At 43.0% G+C, this 22,265-nt stretch carries 18 protein-coding genes and 2 pseudogenes; 9 read left to right on the top strand and 11 right to left on the bottom strand.

Annotated elements, in window-relative coordinates:
- Positions 1-60: 60 nt before the first annotated feature.
- Positions 61-2,604, top strand: coding sequence for a mechanosensitive ion channel family protein (locus ACQ86K_RS13490; protein ID WP_091164827.1), 2,544 nt, complete (start codon positions 61-63; stop codon positions 2,602-2,604).
- Here ACQ86K_RS13490 and ACQ86K_RS13485 read toward each other — a convergent pair.
- A pseudogene (locus ACQ86K_RS13485) lies at positions 2,576-3,612 on the bottom strand (glycosyltransferase family 2 protein). The gene ACQ86K_RS13490 and the pseudogene ACQ86K_RS13485 sit on opposite strands and share 29 nt — an antisense overlap.
- Entirely contained in the window at positions 3,609-4,493 is an 885-nt protein-coding gene (locus tag ACQ86K_RS13480; protein WP_091164833.1) for a lysophospholipid acyltransferase family protein, read from the bottom strand. Before ACQ86K_RS13480 ends, ACQ86K_RS13485 begins: the two are co-directional and overlap by 4 nt.
- Before the next feature lie 14 nt (positions 4,494-4,507).
- On the opposite strand from ACQ86K_RS13480, the gene ACQ86K_RS13475 reads away from it, so the two are divergent.
- Genes ACQ86K_RS13475 through corA form a run of 3 tightly spaced genes read left to right on the top strand, consistent with a single transcriptional unit; the run spans position 4,508 to position 6,264 of the window.
- The gene (locus ACQ86K_RS13475) at positions 4,508-5,077 is read left to right on the top strand and encodes a WbqC family protein (RefSeq protein ID WP_431200538.1); all 570 of its coding nucleotides are present in this window, start codon (positions 4,508-4,510) and stop codon (positions 5,075-5,077) included.
- Positions 5,026-5,139: a WbqC family protein gene (locus ACQ86K_RS13470; protein WP_431200537.1), complete on the top strand. Its 114-nt coding sequence runs from the start codon at positions 5,026-5,028 to the stop codon at positions 5,137-5,139. Before ACQ86K_RS13475 ends, ACQ86K_RS13470 begins: the two co-directional genes overlap by 52 nt.
- Entirely contained in the window at positions 5,140-6,264 is a 1,125-nt protein-coding gene (gene corA, locus ACQ86K_RS13465) for a magnesium/cobalt transporter CorA (RefSeq protein ID WP_091164835.1), read from the top strand. It abuts the gene before it with no gap.
- A 46-nt stretch (positions 6,265-6,310) separates the two neighbouring features.
- Here corA and ACQ86K_RS13460 read toward each other — a convergent pair whose 3' ends face one another.
- Together ACQ86K_RS13460 and ACQ86K_RS13455 are read right to left on the bottom strand one after the other, a co-directional pair.
- Positions 6,311-6,574, bottom strand: a complete 264-nt coding sequence (locus ACQ86K_RS13460; RefSeq protein WP_091164837.1) for a DUF3820 family protein — start codon at positions 6,572-6,574, stop codon at positions 6,311-6,313.
- Between the two features lie 37 nt (positions 6,575-6,611).
- Complete coding sequence (locus ACQ86K_RS13455) at positions 6,612-7,382, bottom strand: MBL fold metallo-hydrolase (RefSeq protein ID WP_431200536.1); 771 nt, start codon at positions 7,380-7,382, stop codon at positions 6,612-6,614.
- Between the two features lie 327 nt (positions 7,383-7,709).
- On the opposite strand from ACQ86K_RS13455, the gene ACQ86K_RS13450 reads away from it, so the two are divergent.
- Positions 7,710-7,949: a hypothetical protein gene (locus ACQ86K_RS13450; protein ID WP_091164845.1), complete on the top strand. Its 240-nt coding sequence runs from the start codon at positions 7,710-7,712 to the stop codon at positions 7,947-7,949.
- 52 nt (positions 7,950-8,001) lie between these two features.
- Here ACQ86K_RS13450 and ACQ86K_RS13445 read toward each other — a convergent pair whose 3' ends face one another.
- From ACQ86K_RS13445 to ACQ86K_RS13415, 7 genes are all read right to left on the bottom strand, one after another.
- Complete coding sequence (locus ACQ86K_RS13445; RefSeq protein ID WP_091164847.1) at positions 8,002-9,312, bottom strand: MFS transporter; 1,311 nt, start codon at positions 9,310-9,312, stop codon at positions 8,002-8,004.
- A 19-nt stretch (positions 9,313-9,331) separates the two neighbouring features.
- The gene (locus ACQ86K_RS13440) at positions 9,332-9,994 is read right to left on the bottom strand and encodes a bifunctional 4-hydroxy-2-oxoglutarate aldolase/2-dehydro-3-deoxy-phosphogluconate aldolase (protein WP_091164848.1); all 663 of its coding nucleotides are present in this window, start codon (positions 9,992-9,994) and stop codon (positions 9,332-9,334) included.
- Positions 9,991-11,022, bottom strand: coding sequence for a sugar kinase (locus ACQ86K_RS13435; RefSeq protein ID WP_091164849.1), 1,032 nt, complete (start codon positions 11,020-11,022; stop codon positions 9,991-9,993). Before ACQ86K_RS13435 ends, ACQ86K_RS13440 begins: the two co-directional genes overlap by 4 nt.
- On the bottom strand, positions 11,023-12,423 hold the full coding sequence (uxaC, locus tag ACQ86K_RS13430) for a glucuronate isomerase (RefSeq protein ID WP_091164850.1): 1,401 nt from the start codon (positions 12,421-12,423) through the stop codon (positions 11,023-11,025).
- 209 nt (positions 12,424-12,632) lie between these two features.
- On the bottom strand, positions 12,633-14,339 hold the full coding sequence (locus ACQ86K_RS13425) for a sodium/sugar symporter (RefSeq protein ID WP_091164853.1): 1,707 nt from the start codon (positions 14,337-14,339) through the stop codon (positions 12,633-12,635).
- 48 nt (positions 14,340-14,387) lie between these two features.
- On the bottom strand, positions 14,388-15,713 hold the full coding sequence (gene xylA, locus ACQ86K_RS13420; protein WP_091164857.1) for a xylose isomerase: 1,326 nt from the start codon (positions 15,711-15,713) through the stop codon (positions 14,388-14,390).
- 111 nt (positions 15,714-15,824) lie between these two features.
- On the bottom strand, positions 15,825-17,300 hold the full coding sequence (locus ACQ86K_RS13415; protein ID WP_091164861.1) for a xylulokinase: 1,476 nt from the start codon (positions 17,298-17,300) through the stop codon (positions 15,825-15,827).
- A 130-nt stretch (positions 17,301-17,430) separates the two neighbouring features.
- Between ACQ86K_RS13415 and ACQ86K_RS13410 the strand changes: the two genes are divergently transcribed.
- The 4 genes and pseudogenes from ACQ86K_RS13410 to ACQ86K_RS13395 all read left to right on the top strand — a co-directional run bounded on the left by ACQ86K_RS13410 (position 17,431) and on the right by ACQ86K_RS13395 (position 22,229).
- On the top strand, positions 17,431-18,468 hold the full coding sequence (locus tag ACQ86K_RS13410) for a LacI family DNA-binding transcriptional regulator (RefSeq protein WP_091164875.1): 1,038 nt from the start codon (positions 17,431-17,433) through the stop codon (positions 18,466-18,468).
- A 283-nt stretch (positions 18,469-18,751) separates the two neighbouring features.
- Positions 18,752-20,073, top strand: a pseudogene (locus tag ACQ86K_RS13405) (cytochrome ubiquinol oxidase subunit I).
- Positions 20,070-21,083 carry a cytochrome d ubiquinol oxidase subunit II gene (locus ACQ86K_RS13400; protein ID WP_369596622.1) on the top strand — a complete coding sequence of 338 codons (1,014 nt, stop codon included), beginning with the start codon at positions 20,070-20,072 and terminating at the stop codon, positions 21,081-21,083. Before ACQ86K_RS13405 ends, ACQ86K_RS13400 begins: the two are co-directional and overlap by 4 nt.
- Before the next feature lie 117 nt (positions 21,084-21,200).
- The gene (locus ACQ86K_RS13395; RefSeq protein ID WP_091164877.1) at positions 21,201-22,229 is read left to right on the top strand and encodes a GntR family transcriptional regulator; all 1,029 of its coding nucleotides are present in this window, start codon (positions 21,201-21,203) and stop codon (positions 22,227-22,229) included.
- The last annotated feature ends 36 nt before the right edge of the window (positions 22,230-22,265 follow it).

The following is a 22,265-nucleotide window of genomic DNA, read 5'->3' as shown; positions in this document are numbered from 1 at the left end:
TTTGATAAAACGCTTTTGGTGTAAAAGCGTTAAAACATTGCTTTCAGCTTATTGTTCCAGATGCTTAAAATATTCAGGGTTGCCGCGCTAAGTTTGCTTTTTGTTACGCTGTTATTCAGTGTTGATGCATTTGCCCAAGCCAAAAAGAAAAGATCAAAATCGGTAAGAGACTCGCTCCGCGCCTCTATCCTTTCGCGCGATTCGATGATGCGCGCGCTCAAACGCTCGGATACATCGGTAAACAACCTGCTGCAAAAGGTTGAATATTATACATCTGCCTTTAACCAGATCAAAAGCAACCTGTCAAAAAAGTTAGATACGGCAGAGATCAGCACTAAGCTACCATCATTTGAAAGGCGGATTACGCTCATCAAATCGCTTATTGATAATGATAAATCGAGCACGTTAAGGTACCTTTATACCATCAGGGATGTGCTTACCCGCAGTGATGACCAACTTGACCTTTGGCAGGAACAGCTTGCAGATATCAATAGTAAACTTGTTCAAAATCAAAACGATTTGGACGCCATATCGCGCGATAGCGTTTTAAAAATCCTGCCTGCTGATAGCTCACTGGCTACTACCTATCTCATCCAAAAAATAGCAATCGACAGCAAATATCACCGCCTGGATACTACCAATAAAAAGGTAATGGTGAAAGTAGGCCTGCTGCAAAACCGCACCTCAGCTGTTTATATTTCGATACTTGACCTCAAAGACCAGATTGATACCAAGATCAGGGATTTCAGCATTAGGGCGATGTCCCAGGAGTATAGCAACATATGGAACATGAATGCTGATGAAGGCAATGATTTCGGTACAGCCACAAAGGCTACTGCCGATATGAACGCTAAGCTTTTTAACTTTTTCATTGGCAGGGATATTCTGATCCATCTCGGGGGTTTAGTGGTGTTATTAGTATTTTTCGCCTGGGTCCGCGCCAGTCGCCGCAGGATCATGCGTGATAACGATACGCCCGAAAGTGTGTTTAGCCAGGCCAATTACGTTGTGAATTATCCGTTTGTATCCTCAATTGTTTTAACTTTTACGTTGCTGCCAAACGTTTATGATCACCCACCGGTAATTGTATTGGAGATGTTTTTATTGGTGCTGATGATTGCCCTGCTTTACCTCATAAAAAAGGCATGCCCTGCAACCATGTTCCGTTACATGCTGCAGTTATTTTGTATCACTATTATTTACAGCCTGAGCAATCTTTATATCCAGGTTACCAATATCGACAGGGTAGTTATTTTGATTTTAGGCCTCGCTGCATCGGTAATAAGTTTCAGGTTTTTATCAGAAGTGCGCAAGGCCACGGCTGATTACCTGCCTTATACCGGCTTTATATTGAAGGTTTTCATATTTCTGCAAGGGGCATCTTTTTTATGCAATGTTTTCGGCAGGGTAAGTTTGGCTAAGATCATTGGTGTAAGTGTGGTGTATAACCTTTGGCTTGCCCTGGCTTTGTATTATATGGTGCACATCATTATGGAAGCCTTGTTCCTGCAACTGGAAGCCGGTAAAAAGAGCAATAACCTTACTTCTTTTATCGATTATAAATTGATGCAAAATAAGTTCAGGAGTGTGCTGAGCATATTGGCTACCTTGTTGTGGCTGGTAATGCTTACCCAAAACCTGAACGTTGAAGATACCGTATTTGATTACCTGGGTGATTTTCTGACCAAAAACCGCAGCATCGGGGGTACCAATACCCAGTTCACGTTTCAAAGCGTAATCATATTTGTGGCCGTGATCTGGCTGTCATCCATCGCGTCAAAGATCATCAGTTACCTTTATGATATTGCTGCCAAACACGCCAACGATATCGACGTAGCCAAGAAAAAGAACCGCACCTCTACCCTGCTTATCCGCATCGGCGTAATTGCTTTAGGCTTTTTCCTGGCCGTTGCTGCTTCGGGTGTGCCTATTGATAAGATTACCATCATCATCAGTGCCTTTGGTATTGGTATTGGTTTTGGCTTACAGAATATCGTAAACAACCTGGTATCGGGTTTGATACTGGCTTTCGAGAAACCTATCCAGGTTGGTGATATCATTGAGGTTGATAACCGGTCGGGCACTATAATGGATATCGGTATCCGGGCCAGTAAAATAGCCACTTCCGATGGCGCCGAGGTAATCGTTCCTAACGGTGACCTGATTTCGCACCATGTAATTAATTGGACGCTAAGTAATAACAATCGCCGCGTAGAGCTAATAGTAGGAGTAGCATATGGATCTGATATCGAAAAAGTTAAGAATATATTATTAAACTTATTGATGAGCCATGATGATATCATGGCTCAACCCGCGCCGTCTGTGTTCCTGCACAACCTCAACGAAAGCTCGGTTGATTTCAGGCTATTCTTTTGGGCTGCAGATATCTCCACATGGCTTTCATTGAAAAGCCGCGTGCTTGCCGATATCTATGATGCTTTTGCTAAAGAAGGTATCGAAATACCGTTCCGCCAGCAGGATGTACGGGTGATATGGCCTAAGGGTTTGCCACCTATTAAAGTAGAAGCGCCGGGAATAAGGGAAGCTGAAGAAACAGAACAGGATACAAACGATACTAAAGCTCCGAAGGATCAAGATCAGTAAAATGAGTTTTCTTTTTCACAAAGAAATCCCAAACTATACTGCCTCTGTATATGCCTTTTGTGTTTTGTACCGCGTTGCCTTTCGCCTTTTGCCTTTCGCCTTTACCCTTCTTAAAGAGGCTTAACACAAAGCTTTGATGTGCCCTGCTTACTGCCCAGGCATCTTTGCGTTTACCTTCCATCAAAAACCTGAACAAGGCCAGTAGATCCATTATAAAGCGGATGCTGATCACCCAAAACGTCCGCCAAAATGGAAGGTTCTTTTTTATAAGCAGCAGGTTATTCCTGAAATTGAGATAAGTCTTAAACGGATTTTCGGCATTTAATGTACCGCCGCCAACGTGATATATGGTTGATTGCGCGCAATACATTACTTTATAGCCCATGTTTTTTAAGCGCCAGCAAAGGTCAATCTCTTCCATATGGGCAAAAAAGCTTTCATCAAAGCCGCCGGCTTCATCCCAAATGCTTTTTTTGATAAACAAAGAAGCTCCCGATGCCCAGAATACCTCACCTGATTGCTCATATTGACCGTTATCCTTTTCCAGCTCGTAAAAGATTCTACCGCGGCAAAAGGGATAGCCGTGCTTATCAATAAAGCCACCGGCAGCGCCGGCATGTTCAAAATATTCTTTTTGTGCGTATGACCGGATCTTGGGAGCAGCAGCAGCGATTAAACTATCTCTTTCCATTAATTCGATAACAGGTTCAATCCAGCCTGGAACAACCTCAACGTCGGAGTTAAGCAGGATATAATAATCGGCATCAACCTGGGCCAGCACCCGGTTATACCCCCTGTAAAGCCGTAGTTTTTATCATTTTGGATAATCCTTACCGATGGATAGTTTGCGCGCATAAACGCTACTGAATCATCCGAAGAAGCGTTATCCCCCATAACGATATCCAGGTTAGGATACGTTGAGGATAATACCGAAGGAAGAAATTGTTTAAGGTACTTTGCGCCGTTCCAGTTTAAAATAACTACAGCAACTTTAGGTGTATGGGTCATCTATGTAAATCCTCCGGCTTAAATTTCCATCTCCGGTGCGACCATAGCCAATATTGCGGTTCCCTCCTGATCATCCCCTCAAGATATTTAACATGCATATCTGTTATTTCGTGTTCGGCAGTTTCTTTTGGTGTTTCGGTAAGCGGGATTAGCGTATATTCATAATATCCGCGTTTTACCCTTTTCATGTCGTAAAAAACAACAGCTGCGTCAATTGTTTTGGCAATTTTTTCGATACCCAAAAATACCGCAGTAGGCTGGTTTAAAAAATTGGTGAAATAGTTTACCTCATGCATCACGGGAGTTTGATCGCCTACGAGCACACTTACAGTAAGTTCTTTACGGTATTCAATCATTTTACGCAATGTTTGCTTCATGGCAACCGGCTGCCCACCAAACCTAGAACGGATCTTGATGAAAAAATCATCAAACGTTTTGTTAGACAAGTTTTTGTAAATGATCATGAACCTTTTATCGGTAACAAAGTTGAAATTGAGGGCGGCCATTTCCCAGTTGCAGTAATGGCCGGCAACTGCAATAATACTTTTACCTTTAGCAAAGTATTCAAACACCAAATCGGAGTTGGTAGCCACTACCCTTTTCTGGATCTGTTTTTCTGATACGGTGATCATTTTAATGGTTTCCACTATCAGGTCGGCCAGGTAGCGATAATACTTTCGTTCAATATCATGACGTTCCTGATCTGTTTTTTCGGGAAACGAATTGCGGAGGTTTTGCTGCACCACATCGCGGCGATAATGAACAATGTGGTAGATAATAACGAAAGAAATATCAGATAAAATGTATAAAAACCAAAAGGGCAGCAGCGATATCAGGTATAAAATTAATATGCCAAACTTAGTAAAGCCCTTTTTTATCATTATTTTAGCCAATTTTGAGCACAAACATAAAATATATGATTGAAAAAGGCGCTGTGTTACCTATGTTTTATCTTCCACCGGTCGACTATTTTGTACAGTTAAATATGTACAAGCCTGATATACTGATAGAAAGAGAAGAGCATTTCCCCAAACAAACTTATCGCAACCGGGCTAATATCTACTCGCCCGATGGGGTACTGGCATTGGTGGTGCCGGTAATAAAAGGTTCAAAAAACCATACTAAAGTTAAAGATGTAAAAATCAGCTACGATTTTATGTGGCAGCGCCTGCACTGGCAAAGCTTGCAGGCCTGTTATCGCCGTTCGGCTTATTTTGAATTTTATGAAGATGATTTAGCGCCTTTTTATGAAAAACAAATCACCTATTTGTTTGATTATAATCAGGAGCTTTTGAACCTGCTGCTCAAGCTTACTAAAATAAAAACAGAACTAAATTATACGGATGAATACCAGGCCGAATATCCTAACCTGCACGATTTTCGGTTTTCTATTCATCCTAAAAAGAAAGCGAAATGCAGCAGAAACCATATTTCCAGGTATTTGAAGACCGACGGGGCTTTATGAAAAACCTGAGTATTATTGACCTGCTGTTTAACCAGGGCCCGCAAACCATAAACTATTTGTAGATGAATGGCAACTTTAAACGCCTGCGCCTTAAAAAACACAAACACGCAGGAAATGTAGGTGACAGACCGGGTACTATCAGGGTAGCCGATGATGCACTGAAACCCATTATATCCGTTTACTCATATAATAAAGATGAGTTGGTAACCTGTGAGGGAAAGGATATCAAAACAGCATTAAAACAGCTCAATAAATGTGACAATCATACCCATTGGATCAAGATTAATGGGTTAGGCGATGCCTCGCTGATTGAGCAAATTGGTGAGCATTGCAGTATAAATGCCCTGGTTTTGGAGGATATTGCCAATACGCACCAGCGCCCCAAATTTGATGAATACGAGGATTATGCCTTTTGTACCAGCCGCATCGTTCAATTTAACAAGGATAACGAGATCATTAACTGCCAGTTTTCGGCTATCATAAAAGATAATATCATCATTAGTTTTGAGGAGGATCACACCGAGCGCTTTGACGCCGTAAAAGCCCGTTTGAAAGCAGGAAAGGGTGCTATCCGTACCGCGGGACCCGGATATATGTGTTATGCGCTTACTGACACTATAATTGATACCTACTTTGTGCTGCTTGCCGAAATTGGCGATCATTTGGATGCCCTTGAAGATAAGCTTTACCTGAGCGCCGATAAAACCATCATGTTTAATGCCCAGCAGCTAAAACGTACGCTCATTGTTGTACGCCGTGCCAGCTGGCCCGAGCGGGATAAGATCAATGACATGATCAGGTCTGAAAGTCCGCTGATAACGTCGGAAGTTAAATTGTTTTTACGCGACGCTTACGACCATTGCATCCAGGCTATGGATCTCATTGAAAATTATAAGGAGGTAACATCAAGCATCATCGATCTGTACCTATCCATGGTAAGTAACCGCATGAACGAGATCATGAAGGTGCTTACCATTATTTCGGTGATTTTCATTCCGCTTACTTTTATTGCGGGCATTTACGGCATGAATTTTTCGCGCCAGGATGATAAAGGCCATATCCTTCCGGATAACATGCCCGAATTGTACTGGCACCATGGTTACATTTATGCTATCGTGTTTATGTTTTTGATAGCCTTAATACAGGTGTTTGTATTTTGGAAAAAGGGTTGGTTTAACAGGCTATAAGCTCCCCGCCCCCTAAAGGGGAGAAAAAAGGAGTTATTGAACAAGCTTACAAAGCACCCCCTTTACGGGGCCGGGCGGCTTGAACTTGTTTCTTTACCATATACAGGATCTCACCCAGCCCATTTGTTTTGATCTCAAATGTGGTTGAAAGCAACATCCCCATTTTATCTTTACTAAAACCCTTGCCCGCCATCCATTCCAGGTATGATACCGGGATATCGGCTATAATAGTGCCTTTATATTTACCGTAAGGCATTTTGGTTTGTACAATATCAATGAGGATCTTTGGATCTGGCTTTAAATTTTCCACGCGGTAAAGGTAAGCACAAACCGATGGGATTCTGCTCCTATTCCTGCAATCCTTTTATAATAAAAAATGTTGCGAGTGCAGCTGCGACGCCAACTGTTGCTTTTAAAATACTGCTGCTTATATAAGGCGGGATATAGGTCACGCCCATTTCATCGGCAACAGCCGGATGCCCCACATAGCGGCCTTTTACAGGTATTGCTACCTGCTCAAAGTTATCGGCCAGTTCATGTAATTGATCATGCAGCTCACGGCCGCGCATTACGGGGCCATGACCTGCCGCTACTGTGCGTGGTTCAAGCGCGGCAAGCCTTCGTACTGATTGGGCAGCAGCTTCCCAGTCGGTAGTGAAATACCTCGGCGGGCCGGTTAACTTTTTAAGCGAACTAAATGAATAGAAAGCTGATTCGGCCTTGGTAGTTGAAAACGCATCCCCGGCTATTAAGGTCGAATTTATTGGCAAAAACAGCGAAATATGGCCCGGCGTATGTCCCGGTGTGTGAATGATCTTCCATTCGGGCAGTTCTGGAATCCCTTCCTCCATATCGATGGTTTTTACTTTAGTACCGAGGTTAATGGGGGATGTTGGGAAAAATACCGACAGTAAGCTCATCAGCCCGTCGGTCAGTGATGGATCAGCCGGCGGATATGATGACAGGCCTGTTAGGTAAGGCAATTCAAGTGCGTGGGCATAAACAGGTACATTCCAAATCTCCAAAAGTTCTGCCAATCCTCCCGAGTGGTCGGCATGTCCATGTGTGAGCACAATAGCGGCAGGCCTGGTTCCCGGGCCAAAAAGCTCTTCGGCCATGGCAATGATTTTTTTGCCGAACCTTTTAAGCCCGTATCAACCAAAACCCAGCCTTTGGCAGCACCGGGACGGTTGGCGATCATGTAAACATTAACAAATAATAGTTTAGTTCCCCATACCCTTTGCGATACCTGGAAATATTTTGTACTGAGCCTTCTGTTCATGGTTTATAATTATTAACAAAACGTAACTCTTGTATTAAAAGTTTTAGCTGCTTAAATTTAAACACAATTTTATCAGTCTAAAACAAATAACATGGCCTTCGGCTTAACACCAGCGCAAACAGAAACTGCCAGAACTATGTTAGGTTAGTAAACTATAAACACTATGAAACAACAATTTGATGCCACGCTTACGGGGACCGATAGCATTATTGAAGGTACAGCGCAACAGGTGACCTGGGCCGGTTATGCCAATGCATATGAGTTTAAATCGATAGATGGCACACTACATTTAGTAATTGTCAAAGACCAGGATGGCGAATGGATCAGGATTGATGGTACAGAGCCTTACCTTTCGAGCTGGATTGATGAACTGGCCGAACAGGCAGTAAGCCACTCTTTATAAAAAAAGGAAGCCGGATCATTTGCCCCGGCTTCCTTCGTTATATTTCATATGATTAATCCAATTCAATTGGTTTCATTTTAGGCACCAGGAAATGCATAATGAGCCAGGCTAAAATGTAAGCGCTTCCGCAAACAAAGAACATAATATAATAGGCTATCTCAATTTTACCGATTGACCGGTAATACACAAACAGGTTTTTTTGCACGGCAAGCGACAGGAATACACCACCGATAGAACCGAACATGCCACCTAAGCCCGTTACCGAACCAATAGTGCGTTTTGGGAACATATCCGAAACTGTGGTGAATATATTAGCGCTCCATGCTTGGTGCGCCGATGCTGCTATCCCTATCACTATAACAGCAAGCCACATATTAACACCACCCAGAATTTGCGCAAATATGATTGGTATTACCGCCAGTGCGTAGATAAACATAGATGTTTTACGGGCTTTAAATACAGGCCAATCCTTTTTAATAAGGTTCATAGGCAACCAACCGCCGCCAACACTCCCAAAGGTAGACATGGTATAAACCAACGCAACGGGAATGGCTATTTCTGTGCCCTTTAAATGATACTGGCTTTCCAAAAAATCGGGGAGCCAGAACAGGTAAAACCACCATATAGGGTCGGTAAGGAATTTACCTATAACAAATGCCCACGTTTGCTTAAACGAAAGCAGCTTGCCCCAAGATATTTTCTTTTGCTCAACTGGCTGTAAAGCTTCAGTTTGACTGTCATGATCACTGTTGATGTAATCAAGCTCGGCTTTTGATACCTTGCTATGCTTTGAAGGTGCGCGATAAATTACCTGCCATAATACAAGCCATATAAAACCGATTGAGCCGGTTATGATAAATGCCCAGCGCCATCCCCAGGCAGCTGCTATAAACGGAACCGTTAAAGGGGCAACTATAGCACCTATATTTGCACCAGAGTTAAATATCCCCGTAGCAAATGCACGTTCTTTTTTAGGAAACCACTCGGCCACTGTTTTAATGGCTGCAGGAAAATTTCCCGCTTCACTAAGACCCAATGCAGAACGCACTACGCCGAAACCAAAGGTGCCGCCAACAAAAGCGTGGCACACCGCCGAAATACTCCATAGTAGTGTTGAAAGGAAATAGCCGAGTTTGGTGCCTATCTTATCGATGATCCGTCCGGCAGCCAGCAAACCTATTGAATAAGCTATTTTAAAAGCAATCTCAATATTGGCATAATCGCCATCATTCCACTTAAACTCCTTGGTAAGGTCTGATTTAAGCAAACTGATTACCGCCCGGTCAAGGTAATTAACGGTTGTTGCGAAAAACACCAGCGAGCAGATCACCCAGCGGTAGTTTCCAACTTTTTCTTCTCTCATTATAATTTAGGTTAACTGGCTATTTAATGGTTTGTACTATTTCAAGCAGCTTCAGGGTATCGTTATACAGTTTATCGTACTCCTGGTTTTCCAGTACGCTTTTGCTGATTAGTTTACTGCCCATGCCCACGGCGCATACCCCTGCTTTAAACCAGGTACTGATGCTGTCATGGTTCAAATCAACCCCACCTGTTGGCATGAACAACTGACCGGCAAACAAATCCCTGATTGAGGATACAAACTCAGGCCCCAGTATATTGGCCGGGAATATTTTTATCAGCGCAGCCGCGTTTTGTTGAGCTGTGTAAATTTCGGTTGGTGTCATACAGCCAGGAATCCATAACAAGTTGTGCTGCGCTGCCAGTTTGCCAACCTCGGGATTAACAATCGGTGATACGATAAAATCAGCTCCGGCAGCAATAAAAGCTTCAGCTTCCTGAACACTTTTGATGGTACCGATACCTAATTCCAGGCCCGGCATTTCGCCGTTTGCAAGGGCTTGTTTTAAAACCTTGAAGTTTTCGAGGGCGGCTGCACCGCGGTTGGTATATTCAAATACCCTAATGCCAGCTTTATAAAGCGTGCGGGTTATTTGCAGGCTTACTTCCGGGTCTTTATAAAAGAACAGCGGTAATGTACCCTGCTTTAATATCGCGTCAAGTACTATATCTTTTTTACTCATTGTTTCATTGTGTTATAAATTTGATCAACTCTTTTGGTGGTCGCATCGCCTTCAATAAATAGCTTCTCGAATGCGGCTGCCGTTGCAAAGTCCAGCAATTGCTGCGGATCTTGCTTGTTATAAAAGCCGTAAATAAGCCCGGCCATAAAGCAATCGCCGCTGCCAACTTTGTCAACCACGGTTTCGGTAGTATAGGTTGGGGAGTGATAAAAGCGGTTACCTGTATAAAGCGAAGTATAATATTCAACGCCTTTGCCTGCATCAAAGCGGAAGGTATTGGCAACAGCCCGGCAGCGCGGGTAGGCATCCATGATCCTTTCAGACGAATAAAGCCCTTCTTTCAGGTAAATACTTTGCTGGCCCGATTCATGCATATCTGGCGTAACGGGAATACCAAGCATGGTTTCTTCGGCCCAAACATTACCCATAATGATATCGGCATATTGTACCAGTTTCGGCATGATCTCTACCGGCTTTTTACCGTACTGCCATAATTTGGGGCGATAATTAAGATCGACAGATATGGTGATATGTTTTTTGCTTGCTGCTTGTAAAACTTCTTCGCAAACATCGGCTGCAAGCTGATTCAAGGCCGGACAAATCGCACTGAAATGAAACCAGCTTACACCTTCCAAAACAACATCCCAGTTAACCATACCCGGTTTGAGGTCGGCAAAGGACGAGCCTGCACGGTCATATACAATGGCATTGTTCTTTACATCCTTACCACGGGTAAGATAATAAAGACCTATTCTGTTACCACTATGATGTATTGCTGATGTGTCGATACTTTTGCTTTCCAGGTAACTGATAATCTGTTCGGATAAGGCATTATCAGGCAAAGCGGTAAAATATTTTATTGGCTGCTCCCAAAGGGCTAAAGCATTGGCTACGTTAAGCTCGGCACCACCCATAAAAAATGGCAGCTTGTTGCTTTTTAACCATTGCCCTTCGCCGTCCGGGCACATGCGTAATAATAATTCGCCGAACGACAGGATGCTTCCCTTTGTATTTTCTATATTGCTCATTTAAAAATTGAAATAGTTTTTGGCGTTAAAATAGCAAATATCGCTCACGATCTTTCCTGTCCATTCAATATCGTTTGGTAATTCGCCGTTTTCAATGTCGTCACCCAACAAGTTACAAAGCAACCTGCGGAAATACTCATGCCTCGGGAATGACATAAAGCTCCTCGAATCGGTAAGCATCCCAACCAAACGGCTCAGCAGGCCCATGTTTGATAAAGCGTTTAATTGCTTGATCATGCCATCTTTTTGATCCAAAAACCACCAGGCCGATCCAAACTGCATTTTGCCGGCTACCGAACCGTCGTTATAGTTGCCCACCATAGTAGCAAACAACTCGTTATCGGCAGGGTTAAGGTTATAAATAATGGTTTTGGCTAACTGGTTAGTGGTATCCAATCTGTTCAGGAATTTGGATAATGCCCTGCCTTGTGCAAAATCGCCTATAGAATCCCAGCCGGTATCAGGCCCCAGATTGGTTAAAGCACGCGCATTGTTATTACGCAATGCACCAAGGTGGAATTGTTGTACCCAGCCTTTTTCATGATCCCAAATGGCAAAGTAATACAACATGGCCGATTTAAATTTCAGGATTTCCAAAGGCAACAACACTTCGCTGTTCCTTATTTTGGTAAAGATGGTAGCTATCTCTGCGTCGGTATAATCTTCGGCATAAATTTGCTCCAGTCCGTGATCTGATAATTTGCAGCCGTTTTCGGCGAAGTAATCGTGTCTTGCTTTTAAGGCCGAAAGATATTCATCAATGTTAGATATGGATACATTTGCCACTGATTCCAGTTGGTCAATGTATTTGTTGAGCCCGGCAATGTCATCGGCGTTCATAGCTTTATCGGGGCGGTAGGCCGGCAATACTTTCACGCTGTATCCATCCTGTTTCAGTTTCTGATGATGGCTAAGGTTATCCAACGGATCATCAGTAGTACCCACAACCTCTACATTTTTACTTTTTAAAATATTACGGATGCTGAACTCCGGCGATTGCAGTTTTTCGTTGCACTGGGCATATATTTTTTGTGCCGACGCTGGCGAAAGCAATTCATTTATGCCAAAATAACGCTGCAATTCAAGGTGTGTCCAATGGTATAGCGGGTTTCTCAAAGTGTAAGGAACCGTAGCAGCCCATTGCATAAACTTTTCTTCGTCGGTTTTATTACCTGTGATATAGGCTTCATTAACACCATTTGCCCGCATAGCGCGCCATTTGTAATGATCGCCATAAAGCCAGATCTGGGTTATGTTTTTAAAATTGATATCATCAGCAATCTGATCTGGCGGCAGGTGGCAATGATAATCAATAATGGGCTGATGGCTGGCGAACTCATGATATAAGCGCTGCGCCGTTTTTGTTTGAAGTAAAAAATCCTGATCTAAAAAATTCTTCATTGGTTATTGACAGATATATACCGGAGTTAGCGGTATAGTAGTTTATACTTGTAAGCGGCAAATTACACATCATACGGGCAAGTTGGAAGTAATAAGCCTAAACAATCCACGCAAACGTTTTCGTTGAGACGTAAAAACAACTACTATGAAGCAAAAAGGCGATGAGGTTATCACCCCATCGCCTTTTTTATCTATTGGTGAAATTTCTGCTACCAGAAAATCGAGTACAATGCAACCACAATACCTGTTACAATTAAGGCGCCTGCTAAAAATCCTCTCGAAGTTTTAAACATTGAGCCATCAATTTCGAGGCCGTTTGTTGTAACGCCCCTGGCCTGGTCAATTTTTGAAATAATGTACATACCGATAACGCACAGGATAAATACAAAACCCATACGGTCAAGGAAAGGGATTTCATATAACTTCGTTACTTTATCATCCTGCAAGGCTAATTTTGAGAAGCCATACGGCGACAGGAAGCTCAGGTCAATAAACTTTGGACAAAGTTTAAAGAAACATGAGAAAATGAAACCGCCAATAGTTGCAAATAAAGCCGCATTTGAAGTAGCTTTTTTCCAGAAGAAACCAAGGATAAACATGGCAAAGATACCCGGAGACACGAAGCCCGTATATTCCTGGATATACTGGAAGCCCTGCTTACCTTCGCCCATTAATGCTTTACCAATAAGCTCAGATAACAGGATACCTAACAATAAGGCAACAAGCACCGAGATTTTACCCAGGTTAACCAGTTTCTTATCGGTAGCTTCAGGATTGATTGCTTTTTTGTAAATATCCAACGTAAAGATGGTAGCGATACTGTTTGCTTTACCCGCTAACGACGCTACAATAGCAGCCGTTAACGCAGCGAATGAAAGGCCTTTTAAGCCGCTTGGCAATAAGTTTAATAATGATGGATACGCTTTGTTAGGATCCAAAACTCCGGATGAACTCGCCATTTCCTGGTGGAACATACCTTTTTGATATAAAAGGTATGCCGCAATACCAGGCAGCACCACAATAACAGGCATCAGCAACTTAAGGAAAGCTGCAAACAGGATACCGCCACGGGCGGTTTTAAGGTTTGCGCCCAAAGCTCTTTGGGTAATATACTGGTTACAGCCCCAATAGTTAAGGTTAGTGATCCACATGCCGCCTATCAGAACAGATAAACCAGGCAGATCCATGTAATTTGGATTATCCTTTTTAAAGATCATATGGAAGTGATCCGTAGCTTCGCTATGCAGGATCTTGAAACCATTGAGCAAGCCTGTTGTACCTTCTTTTTCGCTTAACAAAGTAAGTGCAAGGTAAGATGCCATTAAACCACCCAATATCAATACCGCTACCTGGATTACGTCGGTATAGCCGATAACCTTCATACCGCCCAGTGTAATAACTGCCGAGAATATGGCCAACAGCCAGATACACAAGTGAATATCAAGACCTGAAATACCGCTGACAGCTAATGCACCGAGGTAAAGGATTGACATTAAGTTAACCACAATGTACAGCAACAGCCAAAATATGGCCATGATCATGGCTACTGTTCCGTTATACCGCTGATGCAGGAACTGCGGCATGGTAAAGATCTTATTTTTAAGATATACCGGGATAAAGAAAACCGCCACAATGATGAGGGTGATAGCGGCCATCCACTCGTAAGTAGATATGGCTAAGCCCATTTTAAACGCAGACCCACTTGTACCTATAAATTGTTCGGCAGAGATATTTGAGGCGATGAGCGATGCTCCGATAGCCCACCAGGTTAACGACCCTTCGGCCAAAAAATAGTCTTTTGAGGTGGCATCGGCGTTGTGTTTACGCTTATACACCCACCAGCCGTAACTGGCAACAATTATAAAGTAGATAAAGAAAACAGCATAATCGCCATTTGAAAGGGTTTTGAGGTTCATTGTTTTGGTTTGTCTTTGGGTTTAATATGTATGATTGACAATTATAAACTATATATATCGATTTATCAAATTTTCGATGTATTCTTGTTTACCGCTTGTCACTTTAGGTTCGCCGTTAGCTATCGCATAGTTACGCAAATCTTCCAAAGAAACCTTACCCTCTTCAAAATCTTTCCCGGTGCCGGCATCAAATGACGCATACCTGTCGGTACGTAATTTTTTGTATTCTGATTTTTGCAGGATATTATCAGCTGTTACCAATGCCCTTGCAAAAAGGTCCATACCACCAATGTGTGCATAAAACAAATCAGCAGGATCAGTAGAGTTACGGCGGATCTTGGCATCAAAGTTAATACCACCACCCTGGAAGCCGCCTGCTTCAAGAATAATCAGCATACATTCTGTCACTTCATTGATATCATTCGGGAACTGGTCTGTATCCCAGCCATTCTGTGAATCACCGCGGTTAGCATCTATCGAACCTAATAAACCCGAATCGGCAGCTACCTGAAGCTCATGTTGGAAAGTGTGGCCTGCTAAAGTAGCGTGGTTAACTTCAAGGTTCAGTTTAAAATCATTGATCAGGTCGTATTTCTGCAAGAAGCCCAGTACGGTTGCTGCATCATAATCATACTGGTGCTTGGTTGGCTCACATGGTTTAGGCTCGATGAAGAAAGTGCCTTTAAAGCCTTGTTTGCGCGCGTAATCTTTAGACGCGTGTAAAAACCGAGCTAAATGCTCCTGCTCGCGTTTCATATTGGTGTTGAGCAGACTCATGTAACCTTCGCGACCACCCCAGAAAACATAGTTTTCGCCACCTAATGCAATAGTTGCATCCATAGCAGCCTTAACCTGCGCACCGGCATGCGCCAATACATGAAAATCGGGGTTGGTTGATGCTCCGTTCATATAACGTTTGTGGCTGAACAGGTTCGCAGTACCCCAAAGCAGTTTTACCCCGCTGGCAGCCTGTTTTTGTTTGGCATAATCAACCAAAGCCTGCAAACGACGATCATTTTCGGCAACATCATTGCCATAGTCAACCACGTCAACGTCGTGGAAACAGTAGTAAGGCAGGTTCATTTTGGTCAAGAACTCAAACGCTGCATCCATTTTGTCTTTAGCGCGCTCAACAGCGTCAGCTTTTTCATCCCATGGGAAAACGTGCGTAGCACCGCCAAACGGATCGGCACCGTTACCGCAGAACGAATGCCAGTAAGCACCTGCAAAACGTAAATGGTCTTTCATTGTTTTGCCTGCCACCACCCTGTCCGCGTCATACCAGCGAAACGCCAGCGGGTTGTCTGATTCAAGACCTTCAAATTTTATCTGGCCTATTTCTTTGAAAAATTCTTTTTCGCCTGTTACTATCATTTTAATTATTGAATTAGTGAGTTATTGAATTAGTGATTTTTTTATTGGGCAATTGTTTAATTATTTATTTGGATACACGGGCAACACCTTTCGCCTTTAACCTTTTCCCTTTCACCTCAGTTTCGCTTCTAAAAGGGCTTTCCACTCCTGGTAAACGGGCTCAAACTGGTCGGTTGTTGGTTCAACCAGTTTAATGGCTTTGATATTGCTGAATGCCTCGGCCGGTGATTTGAAGATGCCTGCGCCTATACCTGCGCCTAAGGCAGCGCCTACACTTCCGTCGTTATTATAGAGCTCGACAGGAACGCCTGTGGCATTTACAAAAGTTTGGGTAAACAGATCGCTCAGGAAAAGGTTGCTTTTGCCCGCACGGATCACAGTAGGGTTCATACCATTGCCGCGCATAATGTCAAAGCCATAACGAAACGACGAGGCTATCCCCTCCTGCACAGCCCTGAAAATATGTGCCGGTGTATGCAGGTTAAGGTCGATATTTTGAAAATGCGCGCCTACCTGCTTATTATTTAACATACGCTCGGCACCATTGCCAAAAGGCAGTACCTGTAGGCCTTCGCTGCCCAAAGGGGCTTTTTCAGCTTCGGCATTCATTTGGTTATAGCTATAGCCCGTACCGAACGTGTTTTTTACCCAGCGATATAAGCTTCCGGTTCCGTTAATACAAAGCAACACACCAAGTCTTTTCTGTTCGGTGGCATAATTAACGTGTGCGAAGGTGTTAATGCGCGATTGTTGATCATAAACCAATTGATCGTTTACTCCATATATAACGCCCGATGTGCCAGCAGTAGCAGCTACTTCGCCGGGATTTAGTACATTTAACGATAAGGCATTGTTGGGCTGATCTCCTGATTTATAGGTAACAGGAATGCCTGCTTTTAAATTCAGTTTTTCGGCGACTGATGCCTGCAAACTTCCGTGCGATGAAAATACAGGATTAATAACCGGAAACAGGCTTTCGTCAAAACCAAAATAATTGATGATCTCTTTGGAGATGCCATTGGTTTTGAAATCAAAAAACACCCCTTCAGATAATGCCGATACAGATGTGGTGATCTCGCCGGTAAGCTTCATGGCGATATAATCACCAGGCAGCATGATCTTATCTATTTTACTGTAGATCTCCGGTTCGTTCTCTTTTACCCAGGCCAGTTTTGAGGCCGTAAAGTTGCCCGGCGAATTGAGTAGATGAGATAAGCAATGTTCTTCGCCAATTGTAGCAAAAGCTTTATCGCCAATTTCAACGGCGCGGCTATCGCACCATATAATACTATCACGAAGTACGTTTTGATTTTTATCAACAAGTACAAGGCCGTGCATTTGGTAAGCGATACCAATGGCAGCTATATCTTTTGAGTTGTAACCTCCCTTAGCATGACAGCGCTCCAATGCTTTGTGCGCCTGCTCCCACCACATTGAGGGAGATTGTTCGGCCCAGCCGGGATGCAAGGCTTTAATTGGCGACTCCTGGTCAGGGTATTGTGCCGAAGCGATTGTATTTTGCGTTGCGGCGTCAACAACACTTACTTTTACCGACGAAGTACCTATATCGATCCCTAATAACAGCATAGCCTATTCAGATTTTTGTATGATTTTTTGGTTGTATTTATTAATTGGTAACTTAACGCAACGAAAATAAAGAAATAAATAAAAATTGCAATCGATTGCGTAAAATATTTTTTCCAATTTGCACGCTATAATGAAGAAAGTTAAACGCACCACCATTTATGACATTGCCGCAAAGCTCGGCATAACCGCGTCTTCCGTATCAAGAGCGCTGAATAACAGTAGCCAGGTGAACGAAAAAACCAGGGAGCTGATTATCAAAACCGCCGATGAGCTCAATTATAAACGCAACACCCTTGCCTCCAACCTGCGCAAAGGACATTCAAAAACTATTGGCGTAGTGGTGCCGCGGATAAACCAGAACTTTTTCAGTAACGTGATAGCCGGCATTGAGGAAACAACCTATCAAAAAGGATATAACCTCATCATATGTCAGTCGGGCGAGGTGCATGATAAGGAAATTCAATGTGTAAATACGCTCATTAATCAGCATGTGGATTGTATAGTGATCTCGGTATCGGCCGATAGCTATGATTACCAGCACCTGCAAAATGTGCTCGACCATGGCATTCAGCTGATCCAGTTTGACCGTGTTGCTGAAGAACTGGAAACGCTTAAAGTGATCAACGACAACGAACAGGCTTCATTTGAAGCGGTATCGCACCTGATAGAAAACGGCTATAAACGTATCGCTTTACTTGAAGGCCCCCAAAATCTCAACATTTTTCGCCAGCGAAAAAACGGGTACCTAAGGGCATTAGAAACGCATAAGGTGAAAGTGATTGACGAACTGGTGGTTGAAAATGCATGGACAAAGGAGCTTGGTGCCGAAGCTACCCGTAAGCTGCTTAACCTCCCCCACCCGCCGGATGCAATATTTGCCTCTACGTCTGATTTTTCGGCCTTAGGTGTTTTGGAGGTAGCCAATGTTATGAATATCAAGGTACCTTCAGAGTTAGGTATTTGCGGTTACTCTAATGAAGCTTTTACAGAGATTACCAGTCCATCGATAACCACTATAGATCAGTTTAGCGTTTATATGGGCAAAACCATTGGCAACCTGTTTTTCCAGGAGATTGCCAACGTCGAGGTTTCGGTTAAACCCAAGATTATCAGTATTAAGCCTGAGTTGATTATAAGGGGATCGACGAAAAAGAACAGCTCGCTCTAACCCCTCTAACTAGGGCAAGCATAAAGTGAAGGCTACTTGTGCCGCGGCTTAGCAGCACAAATAGTTTTCGTTAATAGTCGGCCCTCCATACTTGCGCCAGTAAAAAGCATTGTCGTTTCTCTCTAGCAGTGAACACTGTGTTTGTAAATTTTTACTAAATTATCCTCATTAATACAACACTCGTCGGATAGAAAACATATTTTAAATTCAATATCGATAAGCATTTAGTTACAGATTTGTTACATTAAGCTTTAATTTCAACCATTATTTAAGTGTAACACATATGGATGATTTTTTAGCGGCCAGATCCCAAATGGCCTTATCGTTAGGTTTTCATATCATATACTCCTGTATCGGCATGGTGATGCCGGTTTTTATGGCGATATCACATTATAAATGGATCAAAACCCAGGACCCGGTTTATAAAAACATCACTGTAGCCTGGAGTAAAGGCGTGGCCATATTTTTTGCCACCGGCGCGGTATCCGGCACCATGCTCTCTTTTGAGCTCGGCTTACTTTGGCCCGGCTTCATGAAACACGCCGGACCGATCTTCGGGATGCCGTTTTCGTTAGAAGGCGTCGCCTTTTTCATCGAAGCTATAGCACTTGGCTTATTCCTTTATGGCTGGAACAAATTAAATAACTGGGTACATTGGACAGCCGGGGTTATTGTCGGTATAAGCGGCGTTGCATCAGGTATCCTCGTAGTGTCAGCCAATTCCTGGATGAACAGCCCTTCCGGTTTCGATTTTGTGAACGGACAGTATATCAATATTGATCCCATAAAAGCAATGTTCAATAAAGCCTGGTTTTCAGAATCATTGCATATGATTATAGCCGCCTTTTCGGCAACAGGTTTTGCAGTGGCCGGGATCCATGCGCTCATGATCTACCGTAAAAAGAATATCGCTTTCCATACTAAGGCGTTTAAAATAGCTATCATCTTTGGGGCAGCCGCAGCTATTTTACAACCTTTCAGCGGCGACTTATCAGCCAAAAACGCAGCTAAACGCCAGCCTGCAAAACTGGCCGCAATGGAAGCTTATTTCCACACCCAGGAATACGCACCGCTGGTTATCGGTGGTATTCCTGATACCGCTGCAAAAAAGTGAATTACGGTTTAGAGATCCCCGGCCTGTTAAGCTTTTTAGTGCATGACAATTTTAAAACACAGGTAAACGGGTTGGATAAAATCCCTGTTAAAAACCAGCCGCCAGTGGCTGTTACTCATTACGCATTCCAGATTATGGTGGGTATAGGCGTTTTGATGATGCTGATGGGGGGCATTTATTTTTACGAGCTCTGGAAAAAGAAGGACCTGCTCTCTAAACCATGGTTCCTGAAAACTTTTATCTGGGCGACACCACTTGGTTTTATAGCCCTTGAAGCCGGATGGACGGTGACCGAGGTTGGCCGCCAGCCATGGATCATACAAGGTGTTATGCGTACCAGCGAGGCAGTTACGCCAATGCCAGGTATCCAATATTCGTTTTACCTGTTCAGCTTTATTTATTTTTCGCTGAGTGTAGCTGTTATATTTTTATTAAAAAGGCAAATCCAGATGGTGCCTGAATTGTATGACCGTAAAACTGCCCAGCCATGATGTTATATATTGTAATTCTTTTTCTTTTTGCGGCTATCACCCTCTACTTTTTATTGGGCGGAGCTGACTTCGGTGCTGGCATTATCGAGCTTTTTACATCAACTGACAATAAACACCGCACCCGCAATATCATGTACCAGGCTATCGGCCCAATTTGGGAGGCCAATCACATGTGGCTGATCATTACAGTGGTAGTACTTTTTGTAGGATTTCCGGTTATTTATAGTGAAATGTGCATTTACCTGCATATTCCCTTACTGGTAATGCTGCTTGGAGTAATAGCCCGGGGCACCGCATTTTCGTTCCGTAATTATGACGCCATTAAAGACGAAAAAACACAGGCATTTTATACGCATATATTCGTTTATTCAAGTTTTGTTACACCATTGTTCCTGGGTATCATTGCAGGCAGTGCCCTATCCGGGCAGATTGATCCTAAAGCCACTGATTTTCTGCACGCTTACATCTTTAGCTGGTTTAACTGGTTTTCAGTATCTGTTGGCTTTTTTACCGTGGCACTATGCGGTTTCCTTGCAGCTATTTATATAGTTGGTGAAACGGAAGATGTTGACGAAATTAAACGCTACATCCGTAAGGCAAAGATTATGAACATAGCCGCCGTGATATGTGGTGCATTGGTGTTCTTAGCTTCTCATTTTGAGCACGTTCACCTGGCCAGCTGGATTTTTGGCAACCCCGTAAGCTTAGTTTCGGTAATTGCTGCAACCATTTCATTGGTAGTGCTTTATCTGATTATATCACACCGCAGAAACAGGCAATGGATCAGGGTGCTTGCTGCCTTCCAGGTGTGTATGATATTGATATCGGTAGGGTTTTCGCGCTTCCCGAGGTTCGTTATTTTTAAGGATGGCAGTTCTATGTCTTTACTTACCGAACATGCCAATAGCAATAGTATCGATGACCTGGGGATTGGTTTATTGGTGGGTAGCTTGTTTATATTGCCGGCGCTGGGCTATTTGTATTATGCGTTTAAAAAGAAAGACCGTTGATTTTTTTGATCACGCTGATTTCGTTGATTTGATTATAATATTTATTTGCAAAGCTTAACCGTCTTTATCTGTCTTGTTTAAAAGACGAGATGTGCTGTCAAATATTACATTTGTGTTGTGAAGAATTATTTAAAGATCCTGTCAATCGACGAATATTCCATTACGCCTAAGTACCTGCAACTCTCCAATGCTATTATCAGGGCCATTGAAAGCGGGCAGATTGTAAAGGATGATATGCTCCCTTCAATCAATGATCTCAGCTATGCACTGGATACTTCCCGCAATACCATTGAGCGCGTTTATAAGGAACTGAAGGAAAAAGGCATAGTAAGCTCGGTTCCGGGAAAAGGCTTTTTTATTTCCAATACCGATTTTCAGAAGCCACTTAAGATCTTCCTACTGTTCAACAAACTCAGCGCGCACAAGAAAATTATTTATGATGCCTTTGTTGCTACTATCGACGAGCAGGCTGCTATAGATTTTTATATCTACAACAACGATTTTTACTTTTTTAAAAAGATCATTGCCGAAAGTATCCAGAGCGATTATGCCAAATACATCATTATCCCACATTTTTTAGATAATGAAACCAAGGCTCATGAAATTATCAATACCATCCCTAAAGACAAGCTGATTTTACTGGACAACCTTGTACCTGGTGTAAACGGTAAATTTGCTGCTATATATGAGAATTTTGCGACCGACGTTTATGAGGCGTTGAAGAGCATGTTGGATAGCCTCAGTAAATACCATACGCTCAAGCTGATTTTCCCCGGCAAAACCTATCACTCTAAAGAGATTATGAAGGGCTTCCTGAATTTTTGCAGGCAGTATGCTTTTGAATACGGTATAGTTGAAACGTTATCTACAGAAACTATACAGAAAAATACCGTATATATCAGCCTTACAGAGGACGACCTGGTTGAACTTATTAAAAAGATCATCGCCTCCGATTTAAAAGTGGCTAAGGACGTTGGCGTGATATCCTATAACGAAACGGCGCTTAAAGAGATCATTCTTGACGGCATCACTACCATCTCAACCGATTTTAAATTGATGGGCAGCAAAACTGCCGAGTTTGCGCTGAATAACTGCCACGAGCATTTCGCTGTGCCGTTTACAGTGCGATTGAGAAGCTCGTTGTAACCCCCTACCCCCTAAAGGGGGAACGATAGTTTAAAA

It is taken from the genome of Mucilaginibacter sp. P19 (assembly GCF_050632265.1).
GTDB classification, from domain to species: domain Bacteria; phylum Bacteroidota; class Bacteroidia; order Sphingobacteriales; family Sphingobacteriaceae; genus Mucilaginibacter; species Mucilaginibacter gossypii.
The sequence above is the reverse complement of the archived record's forward strand: the minus strand, read 5'-3'. Positions and strand labels throughout refer to the sequence as shown.